The sequence below is a fragment of the Marinobacter sp. NFXS11 genome, from assembly GCF_040148675.1.
Taxonomy (GTDB): domain Bacteria; phylum Pseudomonadota; class Gammaproteobacteria; order Pseudomonadales; family Oleiphilaceae; genus Marinobacter.
Genome location: NZ_JAGDDV010000003.1, coordinates 189,487 through 213,260 on the forward strand (window position 1 = coordinate 189,487; position 23,774 = coordinate 213,260).

Annotated in this window: 18 protein-coding genes; 7 read left to right on the top strand and 11 right to left on the bottom strand. The window is 59.2% G+C overall.

The genetic code is table 11. The features are described from left to right. The first annotated feature begins 59 nt into the window (after positions 1 to 59). Entirely contained in the window at positions 60 to 1,916 is a 1,857-nt protein-coding gene (locus tag J3362_RS16530) for a putative bifunctional diguanylate cyclase/phosphodiesterase (protein ID WP_349521206.1), read from the top strand. On the opposite strand, the gene J3362_RS16535 is transcribed toward J3362_RS16530, so the two are convergent. Further along, positions 1,901 to 2,644 (bottom strand): pseudouridine synthase, encoded by a 744-nt coding sequence (locus J3362_RS16535; protein WP_349521208.1) that lies wholly within the window; start codon positions 2,642 to 2,644, stop codon positions 1,901 to 1,903. The two genes, J3362_RS16530 and J3362_RS16535, sit on opposite strands and share 16 nt — an antisense overlap. 154 nt (positions 2,645 to 2,798) lie before the next feature. On the opposite strand from J3362_RS16535, the gene J3362_RS16540 reads away from it, so the two are divergent. Next, positions 2,799 to 4,424 carry a methyl-accepting chemotaxis protein gene (locus J3362_RS16540; protein WP_349521210.1) on the top strand — a complete coding sequence of 542 codons (1,626 nt, stop codon included), beginning with the start codon at positions 2,799 to 2,801 and terminating at the stop codon, positions 4,422 to 4,424. Here the strand turns inward: J3362_RS16540 and J3362_RS16545 are convergent. Next, entirely contained in the window at positions 4,421 to 7,504 is a 3,084-nt protein-coding gene (locus tag J3362_RS16545; RefSeq protein ID WP_349521212.1) for an efflux RND transporter permease subunit, read from the bottom strand. The genes J3362_RS16540 and J3362_RS16545 overlap by 4 nt on opposite strands. A gap of 5 nt (positions 7,505 to 7,509) precedes the next feature. Beyond that, a complete protein-coding gene (locus J3362_RS16550; protein ID WP_349521214.1) occupies positions 7,510 to 8,592 on the bottom strand; it encodes an efflux RND transporter periplasmic adaptor subunit in 1,083 nt (360 codons plus the stop codon). 312 nt (positions 8,593 to 8,904) lie between these two features. Between J3362_RS16550 and ilvG the strand changes: the two genes are divergently transcribed. Together ilvG and J3362_RS16560 are read left to right on the top strand one after the other, a co-directional pair. Beyond that, complete coding sequence (gene ilvG / locus J3362_RS16555) at positions 8,905 to 10,605, top strand: acetolactate synthase 2 catalytic subunit (protein WP_349521216.1); 1,701 nt, start codon at positions 8,905 to 8,907, stop codon at positions 10,603 to 10,605. Beyond that, a complete protein-coding gene (locus J3362_RS16560; protein WP_062785269.1) occupies positions 10,602 to 10,880 on the top strand; it encodes an ACT domain-containing protein in 279 nt (92 codons plus the stop codon). Before ilvG ends, J3362_RS16560 begins: the two co-directional genes overlap by 4 nt. Positions 10,881 to 11,338: 458 nt before the next feature. Here J3362_RS16560 and cynS read toward each other — a convergent pair whose 3' ends face one another. From cynS to J3362_RS16580, 4 genes are read right to left on the bottom strand one after another with little or no spacing between them, the layout of a single operon-like run. Next, positions 11,339 to 11,782, bottom strand: coding sequence for a cyanase (gene cynS, locus J3362_RS16565; protein WP_148607877.1), 444 nt, complete (start codon positions 11,780 to 11,782; stop codon positions 11,339 to 11,341). A gap of 27 nt (positions 11,783 to 11,809) precedes the next feature. After that, entirely contained in the window at positions 11,810 to 12,706 is an 897-nt protein-coding gene (locus J3362_RS16570; protein ID WP_349521219.1) for an ABC transporter ATP-binding protein, read from the bottom strand. Positions 12,707 to 12,761: 55 nt separating this feature from the next. After that, positions 12,762 to 13,589 carry a nitrate ABC transporter permease gene (ntrB, locus tag J3362_RS16575; RefSeq protein WP_349521221.1) on the bottom strand — a complete coding sequence of 276 codons (828 nt, stop codon included), beginning with the start codon at positions 13,587 to 13,589 and terminating at the stop codon, positions 12,762 to 12,764. A gap of 2 nt (positions 13,590 to 13,591) precedes the next feature. Continuing rightward, positions 13,592 to 15,013 carry an ABC transporter substrate-binding protein gene (locus J3362_RS16580; RefSeq protein ID WP_349521223.1) on the bottom strand — a complete coding sequence of 474 codons (1,422 nt, stop codon included), beginning with the start codon at positions 15,011 to 15,013 and terminating at the stop codon, positions 13,592 to 13,594. A 313-nt stretch (positions 15,014 to 15,326) separates the two neighbouring features. On the opposite strand from J3362_RS16580, the gene J3362_RS16585 reads away from it, so the two are divergent. Then, a complete protein-coding gene (locus J3362_RS16585; RefSeq protein WP_349521225.1) occupies positions 15,327 to 17,243 on the top strand; it encodes a sigma 54-interacting transcriptional regulator in 1,917 nt (638 codons plus the stop codon). Here the strand turns inward: J3362_RS16585 and J3362_RS16590 are convergent. The 4 genes from J3362_RS16590 to J3362_RS16605 all read right to left on the bottom strand — a co-directional run bounded on the left by J3362_RS16590 (position 17,230) and on the right by J3362_RS16605 (position 21,960). Continuing rightward, positions 17,230 to 18,567, bottom strand: coding sequence for a sodium-dependent transporter (locus J3362_RS16590; RefSeq protein ID WP_349521227.1), 1,338 nt, complete (start codon positions 18,565 to 18,567; stop codon positions 17,230 to 17,232). The two genes, J3362_RS16585 and J3362_RS16590, sit on opposite strands and share 14 nt — an antisense overlap. Positions 18,568 to 18,824: 257 nt before the next feature. After that, the gene (locus J3362_RS16595; protein ID WP_349521230.1) at positions 18,825 to 20,006 is read right to left on the bottom strand and encodes a thiolase family protein; all 1,182 of its coding nucleotides are present in this window, start codon (positions 20,004 to 20,006) and stop codon (positions 18,825 to 18,827) included. A 16-nt stretch (positions 20,007 to 20,022) separates the two neighbouring features. After that, a complete protein-coding gene (locus J3362_RS16600; RefSeq protein WP_349521232.1) occupies positions 20,023 to 21,174 on the bottom strand; it encodes an acyl-CoA dehydrogenase family protein in 1,152 nt (383 codons plus the stop codon). Positions 21,175 to 21,198: 24 nt separating this feature from the next. Then, positions 21,199 to 21,960: a 3-hydroxyacyl-CoA dehydrogenase gene (locus J3362_RS16605; RefSeq protein WP_349521234.1), complete on the bottom strand. Its 762-nt coding sequence runs from the start codon at positions 21,958 to 21,960 to the stop codon at positions 21,199 to 21,201. Positions 21,961 to 22,064: 104 nt separating this feature from the next. On the opposite strand from J3362_RS16605, the gene J3362_RS16610 reads away from it, so the two are divergent. Continuing rightward, positions 22,065 to 22,511: a MerR family transcriptional regulator gene (locus tag J3362_RS16610; RefSeq protein WP_349521236.1), complete on the top strand. Its 447-nt coding sequence runs from the start codon at positions 22,065 to 22,067 to the stop codon at positions 22,509 to 22,511. Positions 22,512 to 22,534: 23 nt separating this feature from the next. Then, entirely contained in the window at positions 22,535 to 23,704 is a 1,170-nt protein-coding gene (locus tag J3362_RS16615; protein ID WP_349521238.1) for an isovaleryl-CoA dehydrogenase, read from the top strand. The last annotated feature ends 70 nt before the right edge of the window (positions 23,705 to 23,774 follow it).

The window sequence follows — 23,774 nt, forward strand, 5'->3', positions numbered from 1 at the left end:
GAACCGAGACTTGGGGCCGTTCGTATTTCAAGTAAAGGGACAACACATTGAGCACGGCCATGCGTGACAGTGAAGTCCTTGTGACTCATCACAAGGCCTTGATGGAGCTGAGCCACAATATCAGCTTTATCGAGATGCCCCGCCCCCGGAAGCTGGCAGCCCTCATGGAGCTGTGCACCCGGCTATTGGGCGTGAAACGGGCGAGTGTCTGGCTTTTCCCTCCGGAACGGGACCGGATCACCTGCGAGTGGCTGCACGACAAGGAGCTGCCCGGTCGCAACAGCTGCGTCGCGCAGAATGGCGCAGAGTTCAACCTGTTCCGATCAGACCACCCCGAATACTTCCGCGCCATCACCGAAGAGCGGGTCATTGCAGTGGACGATGCCCACACTGATGTCCGTACCCGTTCTTTCGACCGCGACTATCTTTCCTTGCAGAACATCCACTCCATGCTGGACGCGCCTATCTTCGATGGCGAACAGCTCAGCGGGGTTGTCTGCCTCGAATCGGGAGTGCGCCGCGACTGGTCAGTCCCGGATATCTCCCTGGCCGCCGCCATCGCTGACACCATCAGCCTCATGAACACACACGAGGCATGGCTGAGGTCCAAACGGGCCCTGGAATACGTCAGCCGGTACGATTCCCTCACCGGCCTCGCTAACATTGATTCGTTGCGCGACCGGCTGAACCATCTGGTGCGTAAGATCAAACGTCGGGGGACCGGCAGTCTGGCCCTGCTCTGGATCGACGTTGACCGCCTTAAAACCATCAACGATGGTTTGGGCCCGCAGGCAGGGGATCAGGTTATTGCCGATATTGGCCAGCGCCTGCAAGAAATCCAGTTGGCGGGTAAAGACTTCCTGGCTCGCATTGGCGGGGATGAGTTTGCCCTGGTCATTCGCAACTACACCATGCCGAGCTTTCTGGATGACGTGATCCGTGAAATTCAGGGCCGTATCCGCCAGTCGATCCGGGTATCCGACCAGGATCTGAATGTCAGTGCCAGCATGGGCATCTGCCACTTCCCGGGCGATTGCCATGAGCCAGAAGAACTGCTTAGAGGTGCAGAAGCTGCCATGTACCATGCGAAACGGCAGGGCGGGGACCGATCCACTCTGTTCGATTCGGAAATCCAGATGACAGCCCGCTCCCGGTTTGCGCTGGAAAGCGAACTTCGGGAAACACTCAAAACCGATGGCCTGGATGTCTTCTACCAGCCAATCATGGACCGCACGGGAACTCAGCTGGAAAGCGCAGAGGCCCTGGTTCGCTGGCAGCATCCACAACGTGGCTGGCTGTCTCCGATTGAATTCCTGGATGTGGCGCGAAGCGCCGGGCTGATGTATGAGCTGGGAGCGTGTGTGCTGAGAAACGTCTGCGCGCACTGGCGCGACGCGAAAGACCGGAACATCCCGATGCCTACGGTCTCGGTCAACCTGTCAGCCGAGCAGGTATTGGTCCCAGAGCTACCTGAGCTGGTAAAGGAGATCTGCCGAAACCAGGGGATGCCGGTCAGTGCACTGCAGTTTGAAGTGACGGAAGACTCCATCCAGGGCGATTTCAGTGTGATTGGTCGTGTTCTGGAGCAACTGGTAGAGGCTGGCGCCGAGCTCGCCATCGACGATTTTGGCACCGGTTACTCATCGCTCTCCCGGCTCAAGAGCCTGCCCTTCTCCCGGATCAAGATCGACCGTTCGTTTATCAATAACCTCCCGGATGACGAGAACGATTGCGCAATTACCCTGTCGATCATTGGTCTGGCCAGGGGGCTTGGCCTTTCTGTCGTTGCCGAAGGTGTGGAGAGCGAAGCCCATGAAAGCTGGCTGTTCGAGAAAGGCTGCGACTACCTTCAGGGCTACCGTTACAGCAAACCGCTTCCCTACCCAGAGTTTATCAAGCGCTATTTTCCCGAGTGATCCTGCCCGTCAAATCCCGGGAATAGCGATAACACCTCCAGAAAACTCGCCTCCGGCGCGGCGCTAATGGTCATTGGTTTACCCGAAACAGGGTGTCGGAATGCCATCCGGGTTGCTGCCAGCATCAACCGCCCCTGGCCGAATCGCTCTGCAAAATAGCGATTGTGGCGGCCCCGGCCGTGATTGGCATCGCCAATGATCGGGTGGTTGATGTGTTTCATGTGCCTGCGCAACTGGTGCTTTCGGCCGGTTTTCGGGTTCAGTTCAACAACGGCATAGCGACTGCTCGGGTATTTCTCGATCTCGACCGGTATCTCGGTCGTCGCCAGCGTGCGGTAGTGAGTGAGAGCGTCCCGCACCGGCTGTTCCTCCCCTTTCAGCCGTCGGTCCTCCGGTTCCTCTCTCAGGGGATAATCAATCTCCCCGTGTTCCGGCGGCCAGCCACGCACCATCGCCAGATAGGTTTTCCCTACCTCACCGGCCATCATCGCCAGGCCGAGCGAACGGGCCGTATCGCTGTCCCTGGCAAACACCAGAATGCCGGAGGTTGGACGGTCCAGGCGGTGCACCGGGTAAACATGCTGCCCACCATTCAGCGCTCGGGCATATTGCAAGGCAAACTCGGTTTCATGCTTGTCGATGGGGCTCCGGTGAACCAGCAGCCCCGCGGGCTTGTGGACGACCAGCAGGTAGTCGTCCCGAAACAGAACAGTCAGTGGATTACTCATAGGGAAGGTGTCATAAAAGTTTCATATTCAAAAGAGCCAAATTCAGTCAAGAGCACTACCGAACGGCCGATACCATACTTGATAACCTAATCAACTAACTGCACGTATACACTAACGACACACCTCTAACCCCGATCGAATTCAGGACTTACCAATGAACTGGTACTCGAAAAGCATACTCAACCGGGTTCTTCTGGTCGTTTTGACGGCGAACCTTATCGTCGCTGCGGTGGCAGTGGTTTACCTGAATTTCTCTCTGAAAGTCAAAGATAACTTCAACGATCTCGTCAGCACCCAAATGGTGAGCGCCCTCGAAGCCCAGGATGTGCTTTCTGAATTCAAGACCCAGGTCCAGGAGTGGAAAAACGTCCTGATCCGCGGATCGGACGCAGACCAGCTCGAAAAATACTGGACCCGGTTCCAGGAGCGTGAAGCGTCGATCCAGAGCCAGCTTGATGAACTCATTCCCCGAATTCAGGAGCCCGAGGCAAAAACGCTGATGTCTGATTTCAAACAGGCACATCGAGCTATGGGACGAGCCTATCGTGAAGGATTCGAGGCCTTCACCCGGTCAGGATTCGATCCGAACGCGGGCGATGCAGCGGTCCAGGGAATAGACCGTGAACCCGCCAGACTGATCGTAGATGCGGCAACGGCGGTTCGAGAAGACAGCCTCGCCAGGGCCGAAACCCTAAACACCGTTGTCACTGAGCGTAGCTGGATGGTGGCGGGTCTTCTGATTGCCGCTATTGTTCTGGGCACCATCGCCCTGATCATGATTCTACTGTCCGGTGTGGTTCGTCCCGCCCAGAAACTCACGCTACAGATCTCCCGTCTTGGGGACGGCGACCTGTCCGATCCGGTCACGATGCAGCGTGCCGACGAGCTGGGGCAACTTGCCGACGCCGCCCGAAGCCTACACCGTTTCCTCAGCGATACCGGAACCCAGCTGAGCGAGAATGCCAGGCAACTGAACGAAACCGGCGACCTGATCCGCCAGAACGCCGACAGTGTCGTCAGCCAGTCCGACCTTGCCCACCAGCGCATTGAACAGATCGCCACTGCCATGAACGAAATGTCCGCCACCGCCGAGGACGTGGCCAGCCACGCTGCCTCCGTGGCCACCGAAGTCAGTCAGACATCGGATGAGACTGCTACGGCGGATTCTCAGATCAACAAGGCGGTAGACAGCATGCGCCGCCTGACCGACCAGATCCGAAGCTCGGCCGATACCGTCAACCAGCTCGCCAGCGACGGCAAAAAAGTGGGTGACGTCATGCAGGTTATCCGGGAAATTGCAGATCAGACCAACCTGCTGGCACTGAACGCCGCCATTGAGGCGGCCCGGGCCGGCGACGCAGGTCGGGGATTCGCGGTGGTTGCCGATGAAGTCCGGAACCTCGCGGCAAAGACCCAGGAAGCCACCGTGGAAATCGACCAGATCATCGGCGCCATCAGTGGGGCTTCGCGGGATGCCACCGAGTTCATGCAGGCCTCAGGCGTTGTAGCCCAGGAAAGTAGTGAGGCCGTTGAAGCTGTACGCGCCACCCTGGCCGAAATCAACCGGCGCATGGGCAGCATCAACGACGCAACAACCCAGGTTGCTACAGCGGCCGAAGAACAGACCAGTGTCTGTGAAGACATCAACCGCAATGTCACGGATGTGGCCGAAACCTCAGAGGCCATGCACAAGGCAGCTGAGAACAACCTGCGCACCGTGCCAGAGCTCGAGGCCATGGCAAACAGGGCCCAGGAACTGGCAAACCGCATCAAGCTCTAAGCGCTGCGGAACCGGCCAGTCAGCCTCCCGAAGGCCTGACTGGCCCGACTCCCCAGAACCAGCAATGCTGGCGTGAGCAACAGCGTCAGCACGGTCGCGAAGGTCAGCCCTCCGGCGATGGCGCTGGACAGCTGGGTCCACCACTGGGTTGATGGCGCACCAAGGCCCAGCGAGGGCGTCAGCAGGTCCACATTGACCCCCAGGACCATGGGCGTCAGGCCCAACACCGTGGTGATTGCCGTAAGCAACACCGGCCGCAAACGCAGACAACCGGTTTCCAGGGCCGCCTCGTAGGACTCAACTCCATCCTTGCGCATCTGGTTGTAGGTGTCGATCAGAATGATGTTGTTATTCACCACAATGCCCGCCAGGGCAATCGTCCCCATACCCACCATCACGATGCCAAACGACTGACCGGTCGCCAGCAACCCGAGCAATACTCCGGCCGTGGACAGGACAATGGCGGAAAGAATCAGGAAGGTCTGGTACAGGGAATTGAACTGGGTCACCAATATCAGAAGCATCAGCCCGATGGCCACCAGAAACGCCGTGGCAAGGAAGTTGGAAGCCTGCTGCTGATCCTCGTTCTCGCCGGCAAACTTCACCGAAATGCCTTCCGGTGGCTCCGGCATTTCTGCCTGCAACGAGCGCAGCAACTCATCCACCCTGCGCCCCTGGCCCAGATCGGACTTAATCGTCACCGTACGCTGGCCATCCACCCGGACAATACTGTTGGTCTTGTCACCGGGTCGAAGGTCCACAAATTCCGACAGCGGTACCTGGCCGCGAGGGGTGTGAATGGTTTGCCGTTGCAGGTGGTCCAGTTCCCGCCAGTTGTTGGGTACACGCACCACAATGTCGACTTCATCCCGCACATCCTCGGGGCGATAAGTGGCGAGAACGAGACCGTTGGTGACCAGGCGCACAGCACTGCCAATTCCCAGCACATCGGTACCAAAGCGGGCTGCGGCTTCCCGGTCAACCTGCAGCCGCCACTCGATGCCCGGTAGACTACGGTCGTCTTCGATATCCACGAAGCCACCCAGCTCCCGCATACGGTCTTTGATTTCGTCCACGTAGCCGTTGAGACTGTTCGCCTCCCGGCTGCTCACTTGCAGCTCTATTGGCTTGCCCTCAGCGGGTCCACCTTCCTGCTTGCGGAACTCCAGCTCAATACCAGGAATATCCGAGGTCATTTCGCGGAAATCTTCGAGAATGGCACTGGCGGGGCGCCGGGTGAACCAGTCAGTAAACTGGAACTGAAGAACGCCGATCACATCCGGTGCCAACTGCGAACCGGCACTGACCATCGAACGGGCATACAGCGCCTTCACCTCCGGCATGCCCCGAAGACGCTGCTCCACTTCACGGACTATCGCGTCTCTTTCCCACACCGAAAGATCGCCTCTTGCCCTCACCTGCACCTGGGCCGAATCCGGCTCCACACTGGGAAAGAACTCCACCCCATGATTAAAACGCGCATACGCGGCATAGATCACTGCAATCACACAGAGCACACCAATCAACGTTAGCCCCGGTGACCTGAGCAACAATGCCAGTACCTGCCGATAGCCCTCCATCAGGCGTCCCGACGAGTGACCCTGCCGCGCCCGCCGACCCCCACTGGTGCTGCCCAACACGGGCAGGAACACCAGCGCCATGGCCAGGGAAGCGATCAGGCAGATGATGACTGTCAGCGGCAGAAACTTCATAAACTCCCCTACCACACCAGGCCAGAACAGCAGGGGTACAAAGACTGCGAGGGTCGTCGCCGTAGAAGCAATGATGGGCCAGGCCATGCGACTGGCTGCCTCGGCCCAGGCATTTTTAACGGTCTGCCCTTCCGACAGATTCCGGTCCGCCAGCTCCGAGACCACGATGGCGCCATCCACCAGCATGCCCGCTACCAGAATCAGGCTGAACAGCACCACGATATTGAGCGTGAGCCCCATGCTCCAGATCACGAGAATGCCGGTCAGGAAAGCACCTGGAATCGTCAGCCCCACCATCACCGCAGAACGCGGCCCCATGGCGGCGATCACTACAATCAGAACCAGAACGATAGCAGTGAGCACGTTGTTCAGCAGATCACTGAGGATGTCCCGCACTTCCTCGGACTGGTCCATGATGTAGCGGATTTCCAGCGAGTCCGGCAGTTGAGGCCTGGCCTGGTCGATCAATTCACGAACCTGGGCAATGGTCTCGATAATGTTGGCGCCCGAGCGCTTGGACACTTCCAGCACAAGCGCCGGCTCGCCATTAATGCGGGCAAAACCGGTCGGATCCTTGAAGGTGCGCTGGAGCATGGCCACGTCGCCAAACGTAACGACCGTGTCGCCGTCCACCTTCACCGGCATGGACATCACATCCTCGATGGTCTCGATAACACCGGGCACCTTTAGCGCCATACGGCCGTTGCCGGTATCCAGGGAGCCAGCCGCCACCAGCTGGTTATTGCGGGTTACAAGGGAAGCCAGTTGGTCAAAGTCGATGCCGTAGCTTTCCAGGACCTGGGGGTCCACCACGACTTCCAGCAGATCTTCACGGTCGCCACCAATCTCCACCTCCAGGACTTCCGGAATGGACTCGATGGCATCCTGGAACCGGCGGGCGATGGTGATCAGCTCGCGCTCAGACAATGGCCCCGACAGACCGACGGACAACACCGGGAACAGGGACACGTTGATTTCGTTCACCCTGGGCTCATCTGCTTCCTGGGGCAGCTTGGTGCGAGCCGTATCCACTTTCTCTCGAACATCCTGCAGCGCTTTGTCCGGATCAAATCCGGCATCGAACTCCAGTATCACTGAGGCATGGCCTTCGGAGGCCGTGCCCCGCATTTCCTTGATCCCCTCAAGTGAGCGCAGTTCCTGCTCCATGGGCCGCACCAACAGACGCTCGGCGTCCTCCGGGCTGATGCCGTCCAGAGTCATGGAGACATAGATCATCGGAATGGTGACGTCGGGATTGGCTTCCTTCGGGATGGTCTGAAATGCGGCAATACCGCCGAGAATCAGGAACAACAGCGTCAGTAACGTGGTACGGCTGCGATCAATGGCTGCAAAGATCAGTGCGCGCATCTGGCCTAGCCCCTGTCTTCAGCGGCGTCGACCGGTACGACCTGTTCACCGGTGCTCACAAAACCACCGCCCCGGGTAATCAGGCGAATTTCGTCCGGCAAGCCGGTAACCCAGGCGCCCTCGGTGGAGACGCTCAGTAGCTTCACTGAACCGAACTCGACGCGGTTCTCACCGTTCACGTACTTCACTCCGGGACGACCGTCATCCCCGAGCGACAGGTAGGCGGGCGAAATAAACATTGCCTTCACCTCAGGCAATGCCACCCGCAGGCTGGCGCTGCCGCCCGCCACTCGTTTGCGATCCGGATTCTCCACCGCGATTTCCACGGCAAAACTTCGGGTTTCAGGAGAGGCGGCACTGGCTACAAAGGTCACCACGCCAGAAAGACGGCTGCCATCCAGCAAGTCCACACGAACCGCCTGGCCCGGTGCCACATCACCCACCGACTGCTGGGGAATCTGACCCGTGGCTTTCAGGCGATCCACCCTCACCAGCTGAAACAAAGGTGAACCCACCTGCACCAGATCGCCGGTGTCCACCGACTTGCGATTAATGGTGCCGTCGAAAGGCGCTTCCGGAGTGAGGTGGCTGATGGCCTGGCGGGCGCTTGTCAGCTCGGCACTGGCCGCAGCGAGTTCGCTTTCCAGAGCCAGCACCTCGGATTCCGCAGCGAGATTGTTAGCCCGCAGCCGGCGAGCGGCTGAAAGATCCGCTTCCAGTTTCCGAACCCGTGACTGCCAGCGCAAAACCTCAGCGCTCCGACCTTCATCGGCAATTTTCAGCAGCGTCTGCCCTTCCCGAACCTGTTCTCCAAGACCCACCGCCAGGGATTCCACACGGCCCGGCACCTGGGCACTCAGCATCACCGAACTCCAGGGTTCCAGCTGACCCTGCAGCATCAAGCCAGGCTCATGAAGCCGCGCCGCCAGGGTTTCCACCTGCACCGTTGTGAGCTGACCATCGCCGCTTTCCTGACGCTCTGGAGCCTCGTCACTGGCCACCTTCACCTCGCCGGTCGCCATCCATATCACCAGTGCGATCACAATCAGAAGTGACAGTCCCAGAGAACCCCATTTTGCTTTCGTCATTGAATGCTCACTGTTCCTGAATCGAAGGGTGGCAGAAAAAACCGGTAATTAACGGTTGCATCCGGCTAAAAACGTGGGGTAGATTCTACACAGAATCTTTTTACGAATTCAGAGCAGACTGTCGATTTTATGAATCTCAACGCAGTGATTGTCCTTGTGAAGCTCGTCCTGGTGGTCGTGGTACCGTCCGGGGGCTTCTGCGTGGACAAGCGGGTGAGATAGCGACAAACCTGACAAGACACCAGAAACCCCCGGCACCGAAAGGTCCCGGGGGTTTCTTTTTTTACGGCAAAAGAAAAGGGAAAAACGACCATGAACGGCGCACAGCACATTCTTGAAGCGTTCCACCGCCACAACATCAGCACGGTTTTCGGGTATCCGGGCGGCTGCATCATGCCGCTATACGACGCGCTGGTGGACGATGTGGGCGTGGAGCACGTGCTGTGCCGCCACGAACAAGGCTGCGCTCTGGCCGCAGACGGCTATGCCCGGGCCAGTGGCAAGCTGGGCGTGTGCATTGCCACCTCCGGCCCCGGTGCCACCAACCTGATCACCGGGGTTGCAAACGCCCATCGGGATTCCATTCCCATGCTGGTCATTACCGGCCAGGTTCCTTCGGGCCTGATCGGCACCGATGCTTTCCAGGAAACCGATGTTCTGGGCATGACCCTGGGTATCGTTAAACACAGCTACCTGATTGACGATGCAAACAGCCTGCCCGCCATCATGGAAGAGGCCATCGAATTGGCCCAGAGTGGACGGCCGGGGCCGGTCTGGATTGATATCCCCAAAGACCTGTTGCTGACCGAAGCGGCCGATGCGCCCTCCCCTGAACCTGAGCCCTGTGAAACGGGTTCGACAGACCTGACAGAAGCCCTGGCGATGCTGCGCGCCGCCCGCAAGCCCCTGCTCTACAGCGGCGGCGGCATCAGCCTGGCCCACGCCGAGGACAGTTTCCGGGCCTTTGCCGAATCCTCCGCCCTGCCCGCAGTTGTAACGTTGAAAGGCATCGGCAACCCCGGCAAACACAACCCCTACAACCTGGGCATGCTGGGCATGCACGGCTCACGCGCCGCCAACAAAGCCGTCGACGAGTGCGACCTGCTGCTGGTCATCGGCGCCCGCCTGGACGATCGGGCCACCGGCAAACTGGACGGCTTTGCGCCCAACGCCAGGATGATCCACATCGATGCGGACGCAGCCGAAATCAACAAACTGCGCGACGCCAATCTGGCCATCCGCGGCGATCTGAACGCCATTCTGGAATCACTGGCGGGCGCATTGCAGACGGACCCACTGGCCATCAGCGAGTGGCAGAAACAGTGCCGCACCTGGTACACCACCGGCGGCTTCCACGCCGCTGACAACGAAGAGCCCCTGGCCCCAATAACTGGCCCAGCGTTTATCCGCCAACTCTCCCGGATTGCCCCGGACGACACCGTGATCGCCTGCGACGTTGGCCAGCACCAGATGTGGGTAGCGCAGCACTATGAGTTCGATCACCCACGCCACCACCTGACCAGCGGCGGCCTCGGCACCATGGGCTTCGGCCTGCCTGCCGCCATTGGGGCCCAGTTTGCGGATCGCGAAAGCACCGTCATCAACGTAACCGGCGATGGCTCGTTCATGATGAACGCCCAGGAACTGGCCACCATCCGCCGCTACAACCTGCCGGTAAAACTGATCGTCATGGACAACCAGTGCCTGGGCATGGTCCGCCAGCAACAGGAACTGTTCTACAACAACCGGGAAAGCCAGATAAACCTGGACGACAATCCGGACTTCGTTGCCATGGCCCGGGCCTTCGACATCCCGGCCTTGTACATCGAGCGCACCGACCAGATCCGTCGCGGCATCGAAACCATCCTGGCCTTCAACGGCCCGATGCTGCTGCACGTGGCCATCAGCCGTGATGAAAACGTATGGCCCATCGTCAAACCCGGCGCCAGCAACACGGACATGATCGACGAAACCGCCCGCACCGCCAAAGCCAGCAAGGAGCAAGTTGCATGAACCCGCAAAGCCAGCCTTCAACGCCCAGCTACACCATCAACTGCCGAATGACCCACGAAGCGGCCGCACTGGAGCGGCTCTGCCAGGTGGTCCGCATCCGCGGGTTCCGGATCGCCACCATGGCGGTGGAAACCGCCGGCGAGCATCTGAATATCGCCCTCACCCTGGAGGGCACCCGGCCGATTGCCATGTTGCAATCGCAACTGGAGAAGCTTCACACGGTTGCCGAGGTTGCCCTCGCGGCTGGATCTGTGGCCCGGTCTCGTTCGGCCTGAACCTGGGAGATTGTCTTCGGTAGCCTGAGGTTTTGCGGGCAGGTACGGGGGTGGGGGTATCTTTTCTTCGGGGAAAACAACTCGCTGCGCTCAGACATCTTTTCCCTATCAGAAAAGATACCCCCACCCCCTACCGACGGGCAGAAACGATATGCCGAATGAAAGACGAAAGATTTAACGCGGAGGGGAGTTCGTAGGTCGGATTAGCGGAGCGTAATCCGACAAAACCCGTTGGATTACGCCTGCGGCTAATCCAACCTACAAAAGCATAAAAGTCTTTAAGCTGGTGAACCCGTGCTGCACGTCGGCGCGGGGTGGGAGGTGGATTTTTAGCCGGAAAAAGGTGTCTGAGCGAAGCGAGTTCTTTTTCCAAGAAAAACTCCACCTGCCACCCCGCAAGCCCGCCCCTCAACCAACAGGCTAAAAGGACCGGACCTCCGAGGTTACAGTATCTGGGATTACCATGCTTTGTAAGGCAGGAACTTCCCGTTCATAGTCACGACAACACGGTCGCCCTTGGGATTCTCTTCCTTCTCGATGTCCATGGTGAAATCGATGGCACTCATGATACCGTCGCCGAATTTTTCATGGATCAGTTCTTTCATGGTATCGCCGTACACACCCACCACCTCATACAAACGATAGATCAGCGGATCCTGCGGAACGGCGCCGTCCCAGGCTTTCTTGGGGCAGACCTGCAGCGCTTCTGCCACCGGCTTGTCGAGACCGAGGATTTCACACAGGGCAAAAGCCTTGTCTTCGGTCAGGCTGTTCATACCCAGGGCCGCTGAGGTGGTGAATACCGGGGACATGCCGATGGTTTCGGCGATGGATTCCCAGGTTATGCCCTTGGAAACTTTGGCTTCCAGGATTTTTGCGGTCATCAGTTCTTTGTTCATCATGGCTGTTTCCTCTCTTGGCTTTAGATTTCAGGCATTCACCGCGCGAGCGGCAGTTTCAGATTCGTCAGACTCTGGCGTTGCCTGGGCAACCCCTTTGGCGGGTTCCACGATCTTCGGGGTACCGTCTTTTTCCGGCAGGGCCGAGCCGCTGCGGTTCACCAGGAAGTCCACAAGGTAGTCCCGGGTCTTGTGATAGGCCGGGTTCTGGAAGATGGTGGCCCGGGCCCGCGGGTGCGGAATGTCCACTTTCACACTTTCGGCGATGCGGGCATTGGGGCCGTTGGACATCAGGAAAATGCGGTCGGACAACAGGATCGCCTCATCCACATCGTGAGTGATCATGAACACGGTCTGGCGGGTTTCTTCCCAGATTTTCACCAGTTCGTCCTGAATCACGCCCCGGGTGAGCGCATCGAGCGCACCGAACGGCTCATCCAGCAGCAGGAGTTCCGGCTGGGTGGCGAAGGCCCGGGCGATACTTACCCGCTGACGCATGCCGCCGGACAGCTGGGACGGTTTGCGGTTGAGCGCGTGGTCCAGACCAACCATTTTCAGGTAGCGTTCGCTGTGCTCTTTCACCTTTTCCTTGGACCACTCGGGCCAGCGGGCACGTACGGCGAAGACGATGTTGTTCAGGGTGGTTTTCCAGGGCAGCAGGCTGTAGTTCTGGAACACCACACCCCGCTCAAGGCCGGGACCTTTGATTTCCTTGCCGTTCATCAGCACGTTGCCGGCACTGGCTTCATCCAGGCCTGCCAGCACGTTCAGGATGGTGGATTTGCCGCAACCGGAGTGGCCGATGATGCAAACGAACTCACCTTTCTCCAGGGCAAAGCGGATATCCTCGAAGACGGTCAGCTCACCGCCCTGGCCGTCCGGGTAAACCTTGGACAGACCATCTACTTCCAGGAATGATTTACTCATAACAGGTCTCCGTTCGGAGGGTTGAGGCCGGCACCGGAAACCGGTGCCGGACCGCTCATTCTTTGTATTCCACCAGTTTCTGGGCCTTGCCCAGGGCCAGGTCGAGCAGCATGCCCACCACCCCGATCATCAGGATGGAGAAGATCACACTGGCCAGATCCAGGTTGTTCCATTCGTTCCACACGTAATAGCCAATGCCAGTGCCGCCCACGAGCATTTCCGCGGCCACGATGACCAGCCAGGCGATGCCGATCGAGATCCGCATACCGGTCAGGATCGTGGGTGCGGCGGCCGGCAGGATCACGGTAACAGCGGTTCGCAGGGGCCCGAGTTCGTGGGTGCGGGCCACGTTGACCCAGTCCTGCCTAACGTTTGCCACGCCAAAGGCGGTGTTCAGCAGCATGGGCCAGATCGAGCAGATAAAGATCACGAAGATCGCCGAGGCATCAGAGTCCTGGATGATGAACAGGGCCAGTGGCATCCAGGCCAGCGGCGAGATCGGCCGCAACACCTGGATGTACGGGTTCAGGGCCTTGTACATCAGCGGCGACATGCCGATCAGGAACCCGACGGGCAGTGCAATGGCCATGGCCGCCAGGTAGCCGGTCAGTACCCGGTACACTGAATAGGCCAGCTGGATGCCGATACCCTTGTCGTTGGCGCCGGCGTCATAGAACGGATCGGACAACTCCGCCCAGGCCAGCTTGATCACCGCCGAGGGCGGCGGCACCCGGGATTCCTGCTCTACCCCACCCATCAGCATTTCGTATTCGGTCAGTCCTGTCTGGGCCTCCGGGGGCTGGGTTGCCATTTCCCAGAGCCCCAGGGCCAGAATCAGGAACGACACCGACAGCAGTGCTGCCCGGACGTTCAGGGAAGCCATGGTTACACCCTCCCGATGTCGAAGCTGCGTGCGTATTCTTCGGCACGATCAGAATCGAACGTCTTGCCCATGATGGTGTGGGTCTTGTAAGTCTTGTCCGGAGCGGTGTAACCCAGTTCTTCCATGATCTTGCCGGTCTCGCTCGCCAGGTAGACCTGCTCGGCAATGCCTTTGTAGTCCACATCACCCTCGATATAACCCCAGCGCTTCATCTGGGTGAGGATCCACACGCCCATGGAGTGCCACGGGAACGGGTCGAAGTCGATGCGGTCCGGCACGTCTTTTACCTCGCCAAGGCCATCGGCGTAGTAGCCGGTCAGCACCTGCTGAATCACCGGTACCGGCTGGTTCAGGTAGTTCTTGGGTGCGATGGCTTCGGAGATTTCCTTACGGTTATCCGGATTGTTGGAGTACTGCGTCGCGTCGATGATGGCGCGCAACAGGGCGCCGTAGGTGTTCGGGTTCTGGGTCGCGAACTGCTTGCTGCAGGCAAAGGCGCAGCACGGGTGGCCTTCCCAGATGTCCTTGGTCAGCATGTGGATGAAGCCCACCTTCTCCCAAACGGCACGCTGGTTGAACGGATCCGGTGACAGGTAGCCATCCAGGTTACCGGCGCGGAGGTTGGCAACCATCTCGGGTGGCGGGACCACACGGATCTGCACATCTTTGTCCGGGTCGATACCGTTCTCGGCCAGGTAGTAACGCAACAGGAAGTTGTGCATGGAGTACTCGAACGGCACGCCAAACTTGAAGCCTTTCCACTGTTTCGGGTCGCGCTTGTCCTTGTGGTCGACGTGCAGCACGATGGCCTGGCCATTGATGTTTTCAACGGCCGGCATGATGAACGGCTCCGGTGTGGAGCCCGCGCCCATGGTCATCGCCAGGGGCATGGGAGTAAGCATATGCGAGGCGTCGTATTCGCCAGCCAGGGACTTGTCCCGGGCCACCGCCCAACCTGCGGTCTTGGTAACGGTCACATCCAGGCCATAACGCTCATAAAAGCCCATCGGGTGGGCCATGATGATGGGCGTGGCGCAGGTGATCGGCACAAAACCAACGTTCAGCTTGGTCTTCTCAAGCTTGCCCAGGGATTCCTTTACCGCGGCCTTGGCCTTCTCCATCGGGAACACGCTACCCAGAACCGCCGCTGCAGTGCCCGCGCCCATCATTTTCATGAAGGCGCGCCGGCTGTGTTCGTTGTGACCAAACACCGAGCGGACCACCGCGCCTTCGATGGCGCGATCCATCATCGCTTCTGAATCCAGATGCTCGTCAGCAACTGCCTGCTGGCCGGCAGAGGACTTGAGATCGAGGGAAATCGACGGGGTGCTGTCGCCGGGTTTGCACTCGGGGCAGCCGCAGGTCTTGGCATGAATCAGGGACTTGTCACCGTCAAACGGGTTTCCAAGGCTTTTCGTGGTCATGGCGCACTCTCCTGGGTTTGGGACCTAAGTTTTGGGTTATTTCTGCACTCTCACGGTGCAACAAAGGTGCGGCTCGGGCCCGAGGCTGAAAATGGTCGGGTCGGCTCCGCGTTCTGAGATAGGTATCGCAGGGTTTGTGCCAAGTCCGGTTATTTTTTTAACTGACTGTTTTTATTTAAATAATATCCAAATGCCTGCAAACAGAACGACTACGAACTTTCGTGATTCACGATTTCTCGTAGTCTTTACTGCGATTTTTCGTAGTTGGCACAGGGTTTGTTTTGTCTTCCCGGACTGACCCCAGGACATCGCCATGAATACCGAAGCCATCAATGCCCAGGACGTTACCGGAAACTGGATCGACCACCTGCCAGAGGCTGCGCTGCTGGTAGATGCAGGCAGGGATCTGATTCTGTCTGCCAACAGTGCCATGGGCCGGATGATCGGCACCGATCGGCAATCTCTCGTCGGAACGCCATGCACCCACCTGTTCACCGACCAGCGTCCCCAACTGATTGCCTTCACCGAGGAAACCCTGTTTCGCAGTCACGGTTGGAGCCGCGACTTCTTTCTCCAGCATCGGGACGGCCACACCGTGGAACTGGAAATCTCCTCATCCCGGGTCGGCGAGGCGGAAACACAGAATGTGCTGCTGTTACTGAGGGATCGTCGCCAGCTCCGCACCCTGCGGGAACGCCACGACGCCAACCACTACCATCGGGGCGGCCTGCTTGAATGGCGGCGGGTGGAAGAGCTGTTCAAGGACATGGAGCGGGAAAACCAGCTGATCCTCCATGCCGTCGGCGAAGGCATCTACGGGGTGGATGCCGAGGGGCGAGGCACCTTCGCAAACCCTGCAGCCGAGCGGATGCTGGGATGGCGAATTGACGAGCTTATGGGGCGGGTTCTGCACCGCGTGGTGCACCACTCCCATGCCGATGGCAGCCTGTATCCCCTCAAGGACTGCCCAATCTACTCCGCGTTCCGGGATGCCAGCGTGAAACGCGTGGGCGAAGACTGGTTCTGGCGCAAGGACGGCAGCGGCTTCCCGGTGGAATACACCAGCACACCGATTCTGGACAACGGTCATCCGGTGGGCGCGGTGGTGGTGTTCCGGGATATCTCTGCGCGCCAGGAAGCCCAGAAAGAGCTGCAGAAAGCGCTAGAAGAGGTGGAAACCCTCAAACACCGGCTGGAAATGGAGAATGCCTATCTACAGGAGGAGCTCAGTGCCGAGTATCATTTCCACGAAATCTTTGGCCAGAGCGAGGCAATCAAAGCGATCGTGCGGCGCATCGGTATGGTGGCGCCCACGGATGCCAACGTGCTGATCACCGGTGAATCCGGCACAGGCAAGGAGCTGATCGCCCGTGCCATCCATCAGTCCAGCAGCCGCAGAGACCGCCCCCTGATTCGGGTGAACTGTGCGGCCATCCCCAAGGATCTGTTCGAGAGTGAGTTCTTCGGCCATATCAAAGGCGCGTTCACCGGTGCCGTCAGCGACCGGGTGGGCCGATTCGAACTCGCCGATGGCGGCACGCTCTTCCTGGACGAAGTCGGTGAAATCCCGCTGGAACTTCAGGGCAAGCTGCTCCGGGTACTCCAGGATCAGCAATTCGAGCGTGTGGGCGAAAACAACACCCGGGCGGTGGATGTTCGTGTGATTGCCGCCACCAACCGGGACCTGAAATCGGAAGTCCAGGAGAAAACTTTCCGGGAAGATCTCTATTTCCGCCTGAACGTGTTCCCCATCGAGTCGGTGCCATTGCGCCGGCGCCTGGAGGATATTCCCATCCTCGCCCAGGAATTTCTGAACCGGGCCTGCCAGAAGTTCAACCGCCCGCAGTTGGCCCTGAAAGAGCGTGACGTTGAAACCCTGAAAGCCTACCACTGGCCCGGCAACGTGCGGGAGCTGGAGAACGTGATCGAGCGCCAGGTAATCACCTCAGACGGTCGGCTGGATCTGGACCTGCCAGGTCCGGAATCCGCAGCCCGAACCACCCCGGCAGAAGTGGCCCCGGCGAGACATTACAGCGGTGACTTGATGACGGAACAGGAGCTGCGGGAGCTGGAGAAACAGAACCTCACCCGGGCCCTTACCATGAGCAGTGGCCGGGTCTTTGGTGACGACGGCGCGGCCGCCATGCTTGGCGTCAAACCAACCACGCTGACCTCGCGCCTGAAAAAGCTGAAGATCGAACCGAGAGATTTCCAGGTCAGGCCGGAGTAATGCCCACCTGGTTCAGGGCGTAGGTCACCACAATCCAGAACAGCATCACCAGCGGCAGATAGCGGCCAATCAGGTAGATCCGCCACTCCCACCAACGGCTCTGGGTACCCAGCACTGTCCGGATCTTCTCGGGCGGAATAAACCAGCAGAACAAAGCGGCGCCCAACACCCCGGAGAAGATGATCACATTACCCCCGGCCACCCGGTCGATCACATCCAGCACCGGCTCACCGGCGATGTTCCATTCCAGCGGTGTGAAACTCAGCGCCGACGCCGTGCCCAGCACCAGCATGATCAGGGTGACAAGACTGACGGCCTTGCCATTGCTGAGGCGGAACTCCTCTGCCACTGCGGCAATCATCACCTTCAGCCCGGCCAGGCTGGAGCTGAATGCCGCCATAAAAAACAGGCTGAAAAACAGCGTACCGACCCAATAGCCACCAGCCATATCCTCAAACACCCGCGGCATGGTCACAAACGCCAACTGACTGCCCTCCGTCGGCTCCATACCCAGGCTGAACACAAACGGAAAGATCATCCAGCCCGCCAGCAGCGCCACACTGGTCTCGGTACCTGCAACAATCAGACAGGCCCGGGGCACGTGGGTCTGCCGGGGAATAAAGCTGCCATAGGTCACCAGGTAACCCTGGCCAATCGCCAGAGAATAGAACGCCTGGCCGAAGGCAAACGCCCAAAGCTTGCCGTCCGTGAGGCGACTCCAGTCCACCTGAAAAAAGAAATCCTTGGTCTGCTCCCAGCCGGATGTGCGGCTGGCCAGAATCACCAGCCCGATCATCACAACGATCAATACCGGCATCAGGATCTTCGACAACAGCTCGATCGCTGTTACGTCCTTGGCCAGGATGATCGCCCCCACCACAGTGACCGCGAAAAAATACCAAAGCGAGTTGTACCCCGCGGTAAAGTCATCAAAAACCTGGAGGTTGTTTGTTGCCGCATCCACTGCATAACCCAGGGTCCAGCCGGTGATCACGAGGTAATAGCTGGTGATGGCAACGGTGATCAGCACCACGAACCAGCCGTACACCACCCCGAAGCGGTTCACCTGCCGGTAGGTCTGAACCGTACTGCCCTTGGAAAGACGCCCGGCCGACACTTCCAGAATCATGATGGGCAAAACCACCACAATCAGCGCCAGCAGATAAGCCACCACAAAAGCGCCACCACCGTTCTCCCCCACCATGTACGGAAACCGCCACAGGTTCCCGAGCCCCACAGCCGCTGCAGCCATCGAAGCCACAAACGCAGGCTCGGAACTCCACTGTTTGCGGGATTCCTCAATAAACTCGTGGCGTTTTCGCACGGGGGTTCTTTCTCCAATGCCGGGGACTTTCAATGCATTGAAGGCTAGCAAATCAGCCGTTGGGGCGCATGACTGATATCAAAGGGTCATTAACTTGGCGATATCTCCGGGGCATCTCGGCGCGGGGTGACCGGTGGATTTTTCGCCGGAAAAAGATGTCTGAGCAAAGCGAGTTGCTTTTTCCAAGAAAAATCCACCGGCCACCCCGCAGGCCCGCCCCTAAACAAGCAGGCTACAATGAGGACCAGTCTGACAAATCAGATCAACTCAATGGCAACCGCAGTCCCCTCGCCACCACCAATACACAGCGAAGCCACACCGCGCTTCAGGCCACGCTGCTTCAGGGCATTGATCAGGGTAACGATAATCCGCGAACCGGAAGAACCGATCGGGTGCCCCAGGGCACAGGCGCCACCGTGGACGTTGACCTTATCGGCCGGGAGTTTCAGTTCGTTGATGGCCGCCAGGGTCACCACCGCGAAGGCTTCGTTGATCTCGAAGAGATCCACGTCGTCCACGGTCCAGCCGGCTTTCTTGAGCACCTTCTCGATGGAGCCAATAGGCGCCAGGGTGAACTCGGCCGGCAAGCGGGCGTGGGTGGCGTGGGCCACGATACGGGCCTGGGGTGTCAGGCCACGGGCGTCGGCTTCGGCGGCGGAGGCCAGCACAAGGGCGGAGGCACCGTCGCTGATGGAGCTGGAGTTGGCCGCAGTCACGGAACCGTCTTTGGCGAAAGCCGGCTTCAGGTGCGGGATTTTCTCCGGCTTTGCGTTGCCCGGCTGCTCGTCGGTGTCGACTTCGGTGTCGCCGCCACGACCGGAAACGGTGACCGGAACAATCTCGTCGCGGAACCAACCGTTTTCGATGGCTGCCAGGGATTTCTGCAGGGAGCCGATGGCAAATTCATCCATGGCCTGACGGCTGATGTCGTATTTATCAGCGGTGCGCTGTGCGAAGACACCCATCAGGCCGCCTTCGTAGGCGTCCTCCAGACCGTCGAGGAACATGCTGTCCATCACCTGGCCGTGGCCCATGCGCATGCCGCTACGGGCTTTGGGCAGCAGGTACGGCGCCTGGCTCATGTTTTCCATGCCGCCGGCGATCATGATGTTGTTGGTACCGGCCTTGATCTGATCGTGGGCCATAATCACCGCCTGCATACCGGAGCCGCACATCTTGTTGATGGTGGTGCAGCCGGAGCTGTCGGGGATGCCGGAAGCACGGGAAGCCTGGCGGGCCGGGGCCTGGCCCAGGCCGGCGGGCAGTACGCAGCCCATGATCACTTCCTGCACATCCGCCGGCTGAAGGCCGGAGCGTTCAATGGCGGCCTTGATGGAGATGGCGCCCAGTTCCGGGGAGCGCACGGAGCTGAGGGAGCCCATCATGCCACCCATGGGGGTACGCGCTGATCCTGCAATCACTACGTCGTTGTTGCTCATGGTTTTCCTCACTTAATCAGGCTTTGCCCAGCACAGAGCGGGCAATGATTTCTTTCATGACTTCCGAGGTGCCGCCGTAAATTCGCTGCACCCGCGCGTCGATAAAGGCTCTGGAAATTGGGTACTCCGTGGTGTAGCCGTAACCGCCAAACAGCTGCAGGCAGCCATCGGCCACGCGGCACTGCATTTCAGTGGCGCTGTACTTGGCCATGGAGGCAGTGGGCGCATCCAGTTCACCCAGGTCGTACTGGTCAATGCACTGGTCCACGAACGCCTTATTCACCCGGTAATCGGTTTCCATGCGCGCGATTTCAAATCGGGTGTTCTGCAGTTGGGCCAGCTTCTGCCCAAACAGTTCCCGTTCCTGAGCGTAGGCGATGGTCAGATCCAGGGAGCCACGGGCGGCAGCCACGCCAAGGGCGCCAATTACCAGCCGCTCCCGGGGCAGTTCCTTCATCAGGTAAACAAACCCCTGCCCCTCTTCGCCAAGAAGCGCGGAAGCCGGGATGCGCATGTCGGAGAAGAACAGCTCGGAGGTATCCCCGGAATGCTGGCCGATCTTGTCCAGGTTGCGGCCTTTGCTATAGCCCGGCAATGACGTATCCACCAGGAACAGGCTGATGCCGCGGGCGCCGGCCTTCGGGTCGGTTTTCGCGGCGACGATGACCATGTCGGCGTGCTGACCGTTGGTGATGAAGGTCTTGGAGCCGTTCAGGATGTAGTCATCGCCATCCTTCACCGCACTGGTGCGGATCGCCTGCAGGTCACTGCCGGCACCGGGCTCGGTCATGGCGATGGCGCCAACGGCTTCGCCGGAAACCAGCTTGGGCAGCCACTGCTGCCGTTGCTCTTCATTACCCATGTGGCTCAGATAGGGAGCAACAATATCCGAATGCACCATCACGTTGGTGGACAGCGCGCCGAACCCCATGCGGGCAAGCTCTTCACCCACCACCACGGAAAACTGGAAAGGCGCACCGATACCGCCCCACTCCTCGGGCACATCCACGCACAGCATCCCGGCGTTGCCCAGGGTGTTCCAGAGCTCGCGAGGAACCAGCCCGGATTTTTCCCAGGCTTCGTAGTGTGGCGTCACTTCTTTATCCAGGACTTTGATCACGGAATCCCGGAACATCGCCAGTTCTTCTTTATCAACAGACACGGTCATGACTGTCTCCTGCAATTGAATGCTTCACTTGGGCGCCATGCGGAGCGCGCAGTCCAGACGAATCACTTCGCCATTGAGAATCGGGTTGCGCACCATCTGGTCCACCATCATGCCAAACTCTTCCGGCTTACCGAGACGCTTCGGGAACGGCAGCGTGGCTGCCAGGCTTTCCTGAACTTCGTCGGGCATTCCTGCCATCATGGGTGTCATGAACAGGCCCGGTGCAATCGTATTTACACGGATGCCCTCGCGAGCCAGCTCACGGGCCGACTGCAGGGTAAGCGATACCACACCGCCCTTGGAGGCACTGTAGGCAGCCTGGCCAATCTGTCCCTCATAGGCAGCGACCGAAGCGGTGTTGATAATCACACCGCGCTCACCATCGGCATTGGGTTCACGCTGGGCCATGTCCGCTGCGGCCAGGCGCAGAATGTTAAAGGTACCAATCAGGTTCACCTGAATTACCTTGCTGAAGTTCTCCAGGGGCATCACGCCCTCGCGGCCCAGAATCTTCGAAGCCGTTGCAATACCGGCGCAATTCACGGCGATACCGCAGGGGCCGTGGGCCTCCCGGGCGGCATTAATGGCCGCTTCGGCGCTGTCCGGGGAACTCACATCGCATTTCAGGAAGATGCCGCCGATATCCGCAGCCACCTTCTCACCCTGCTCTTGCTGAAGATCAAGGATAGCGACCTTGCAGCCGGAAGCGGCCAGTGCGCGAGCCGCACCCTCGCCCAGTCCGGAAGCCCCGCCTGTTACAATGGCTGCCACATTTTTGAATTCCATCGTTCACTCCCCTTTTCAGGATTCTGTTTGTTAAAAATCGGACCCTAAAACTACTTTACGTTTACGTAAACTTTATCTAACCTAAGTCTAAAAAGGAAATCCCAATGGACATTAAACAGACATACAGCATCAGCGAGCTCGCCAAAGAGTTCGACGTGACAACCCGGAGCATTCGTTTCTACGAGGATCAGGAACTGCTCAGGCCCACGCGGCGCGGGCAGACACGGATCTTCAGTTCAAAGGATCGCGTGCGTCTGAAGCTTATTCTCCGCGGTAAGCGAATGGGATTTTCCCTGGCGGAAACCAAAGAATTGTTCGACCTGTGGGACGAAACCCTCAGCGGCAATGAAAAACAACTGCTGAAGATGCTGACCATCCTGGAAAACAAACGGGCTCAGCTGGAACAGCAGAAAAACGACATTGCCCAGGCCGAAATGGAAATGGATACAGCCGAAGCCCGGTGCCGAGAAGCCCTGGCCGAGCTGCAGAAGAAAAAGAAACAGCAGGCCCCGGCAAACGACGAAGCCAGGCAGACCGCTGAACACAAATGACAGAAAATCAAAGGTAGCCAACGATGAAATCACAATACTCAGAGCTCAACTTCGGCCTCGGCGAAACCCTCGACATGCTCCGCGAGCAGATCAACGGCTTCGCGGCATCCGAAATCGCACCGCGCGCCGAGGAAATTGACCGCAACAACGAGTTCCCCATGGACCTGTGGCGGAAAATGGGCGACATGGGCCTGCTGGGTATCACCGTGAGCGAAGAATACGGCGGCTCCGACATGGGCTACCTGGCGCACGTCATCGCCATGGAAGAAATCAGCCGTGCTTCCGCCTCCGTTGGCCTCTCCTACGGTGCCCACTCCAACCTGTGTGTGAACCAGATTCACCGCAACGGCACCGAAGAACAGAAACAGAAATACCTGCCGAAGCTCGTCAGCGGCGAGCACATTGGCGCCCTGGCCATGTCCGAGCCCAACGCCGGCTCCGACGTCATCTCCATGAAACTGACCGCCAAAGACGCTGGTGACCACTACGTCCTTAATGGCAACAAGATGTGGATCACCAACGGCCCGGATGCCAACACCTACGTTATCTACGCCAAGACCGACACCTCCGCCGGCTCCAGGGGCGTGACCGCCTTCATCGTAGAACGCGACGCCCCGGGCTTCAGCCGCCACCAGAAACTCGACAAACTCGGCATGCGCGGCTCCAACACCTGTGAACTGGTCTTCCAGGACTGCAAAGTACCCAAGGAAAACGTCCTGGGTGGTGTTGGCAACGGCGCCAAGGTCCTGATGAGCGGCCTCGACTACGAACGCCTGGTTCTCTCTGGCGGCCCGTTGGGCATTATGCAAGCCGCTATGGACGTGGTCGTACCTTACATCCGCGAGCGCAAGCAGTTCGGCCAGGCCATCGGTGAATTCGAACTGGTCCAGGGCAAAGTCGCCGACATGTACACCTGGATGAACACCGCCAAATCCTATGTCTACATGGTTGCCATGTCCGCCGACCGAGGCGCGGAAACCACCCGTAAAGACGCCGCCGGCGCGATCCTCTACTCCGCCGAAATGGCCACCAAAATCGCCCTGGACGCCATCCAGCTGCTCGGCGGTAACGGTTACATCAACGAATACCCGACAGGCCGCCTGCTGCGGGACGCCAAGCTGTATGAGATCGGTGCCGGAACGTCCGAGATTCGTCGGATGCTGATCGGCCGTGAGCTGTACCTGAACAAGTAAACAGCCGCTGATCACATCGATTTACGGAAGATAACTCCCTCGGTACGCCGAGGGCGTGGCGGGTGTTCCT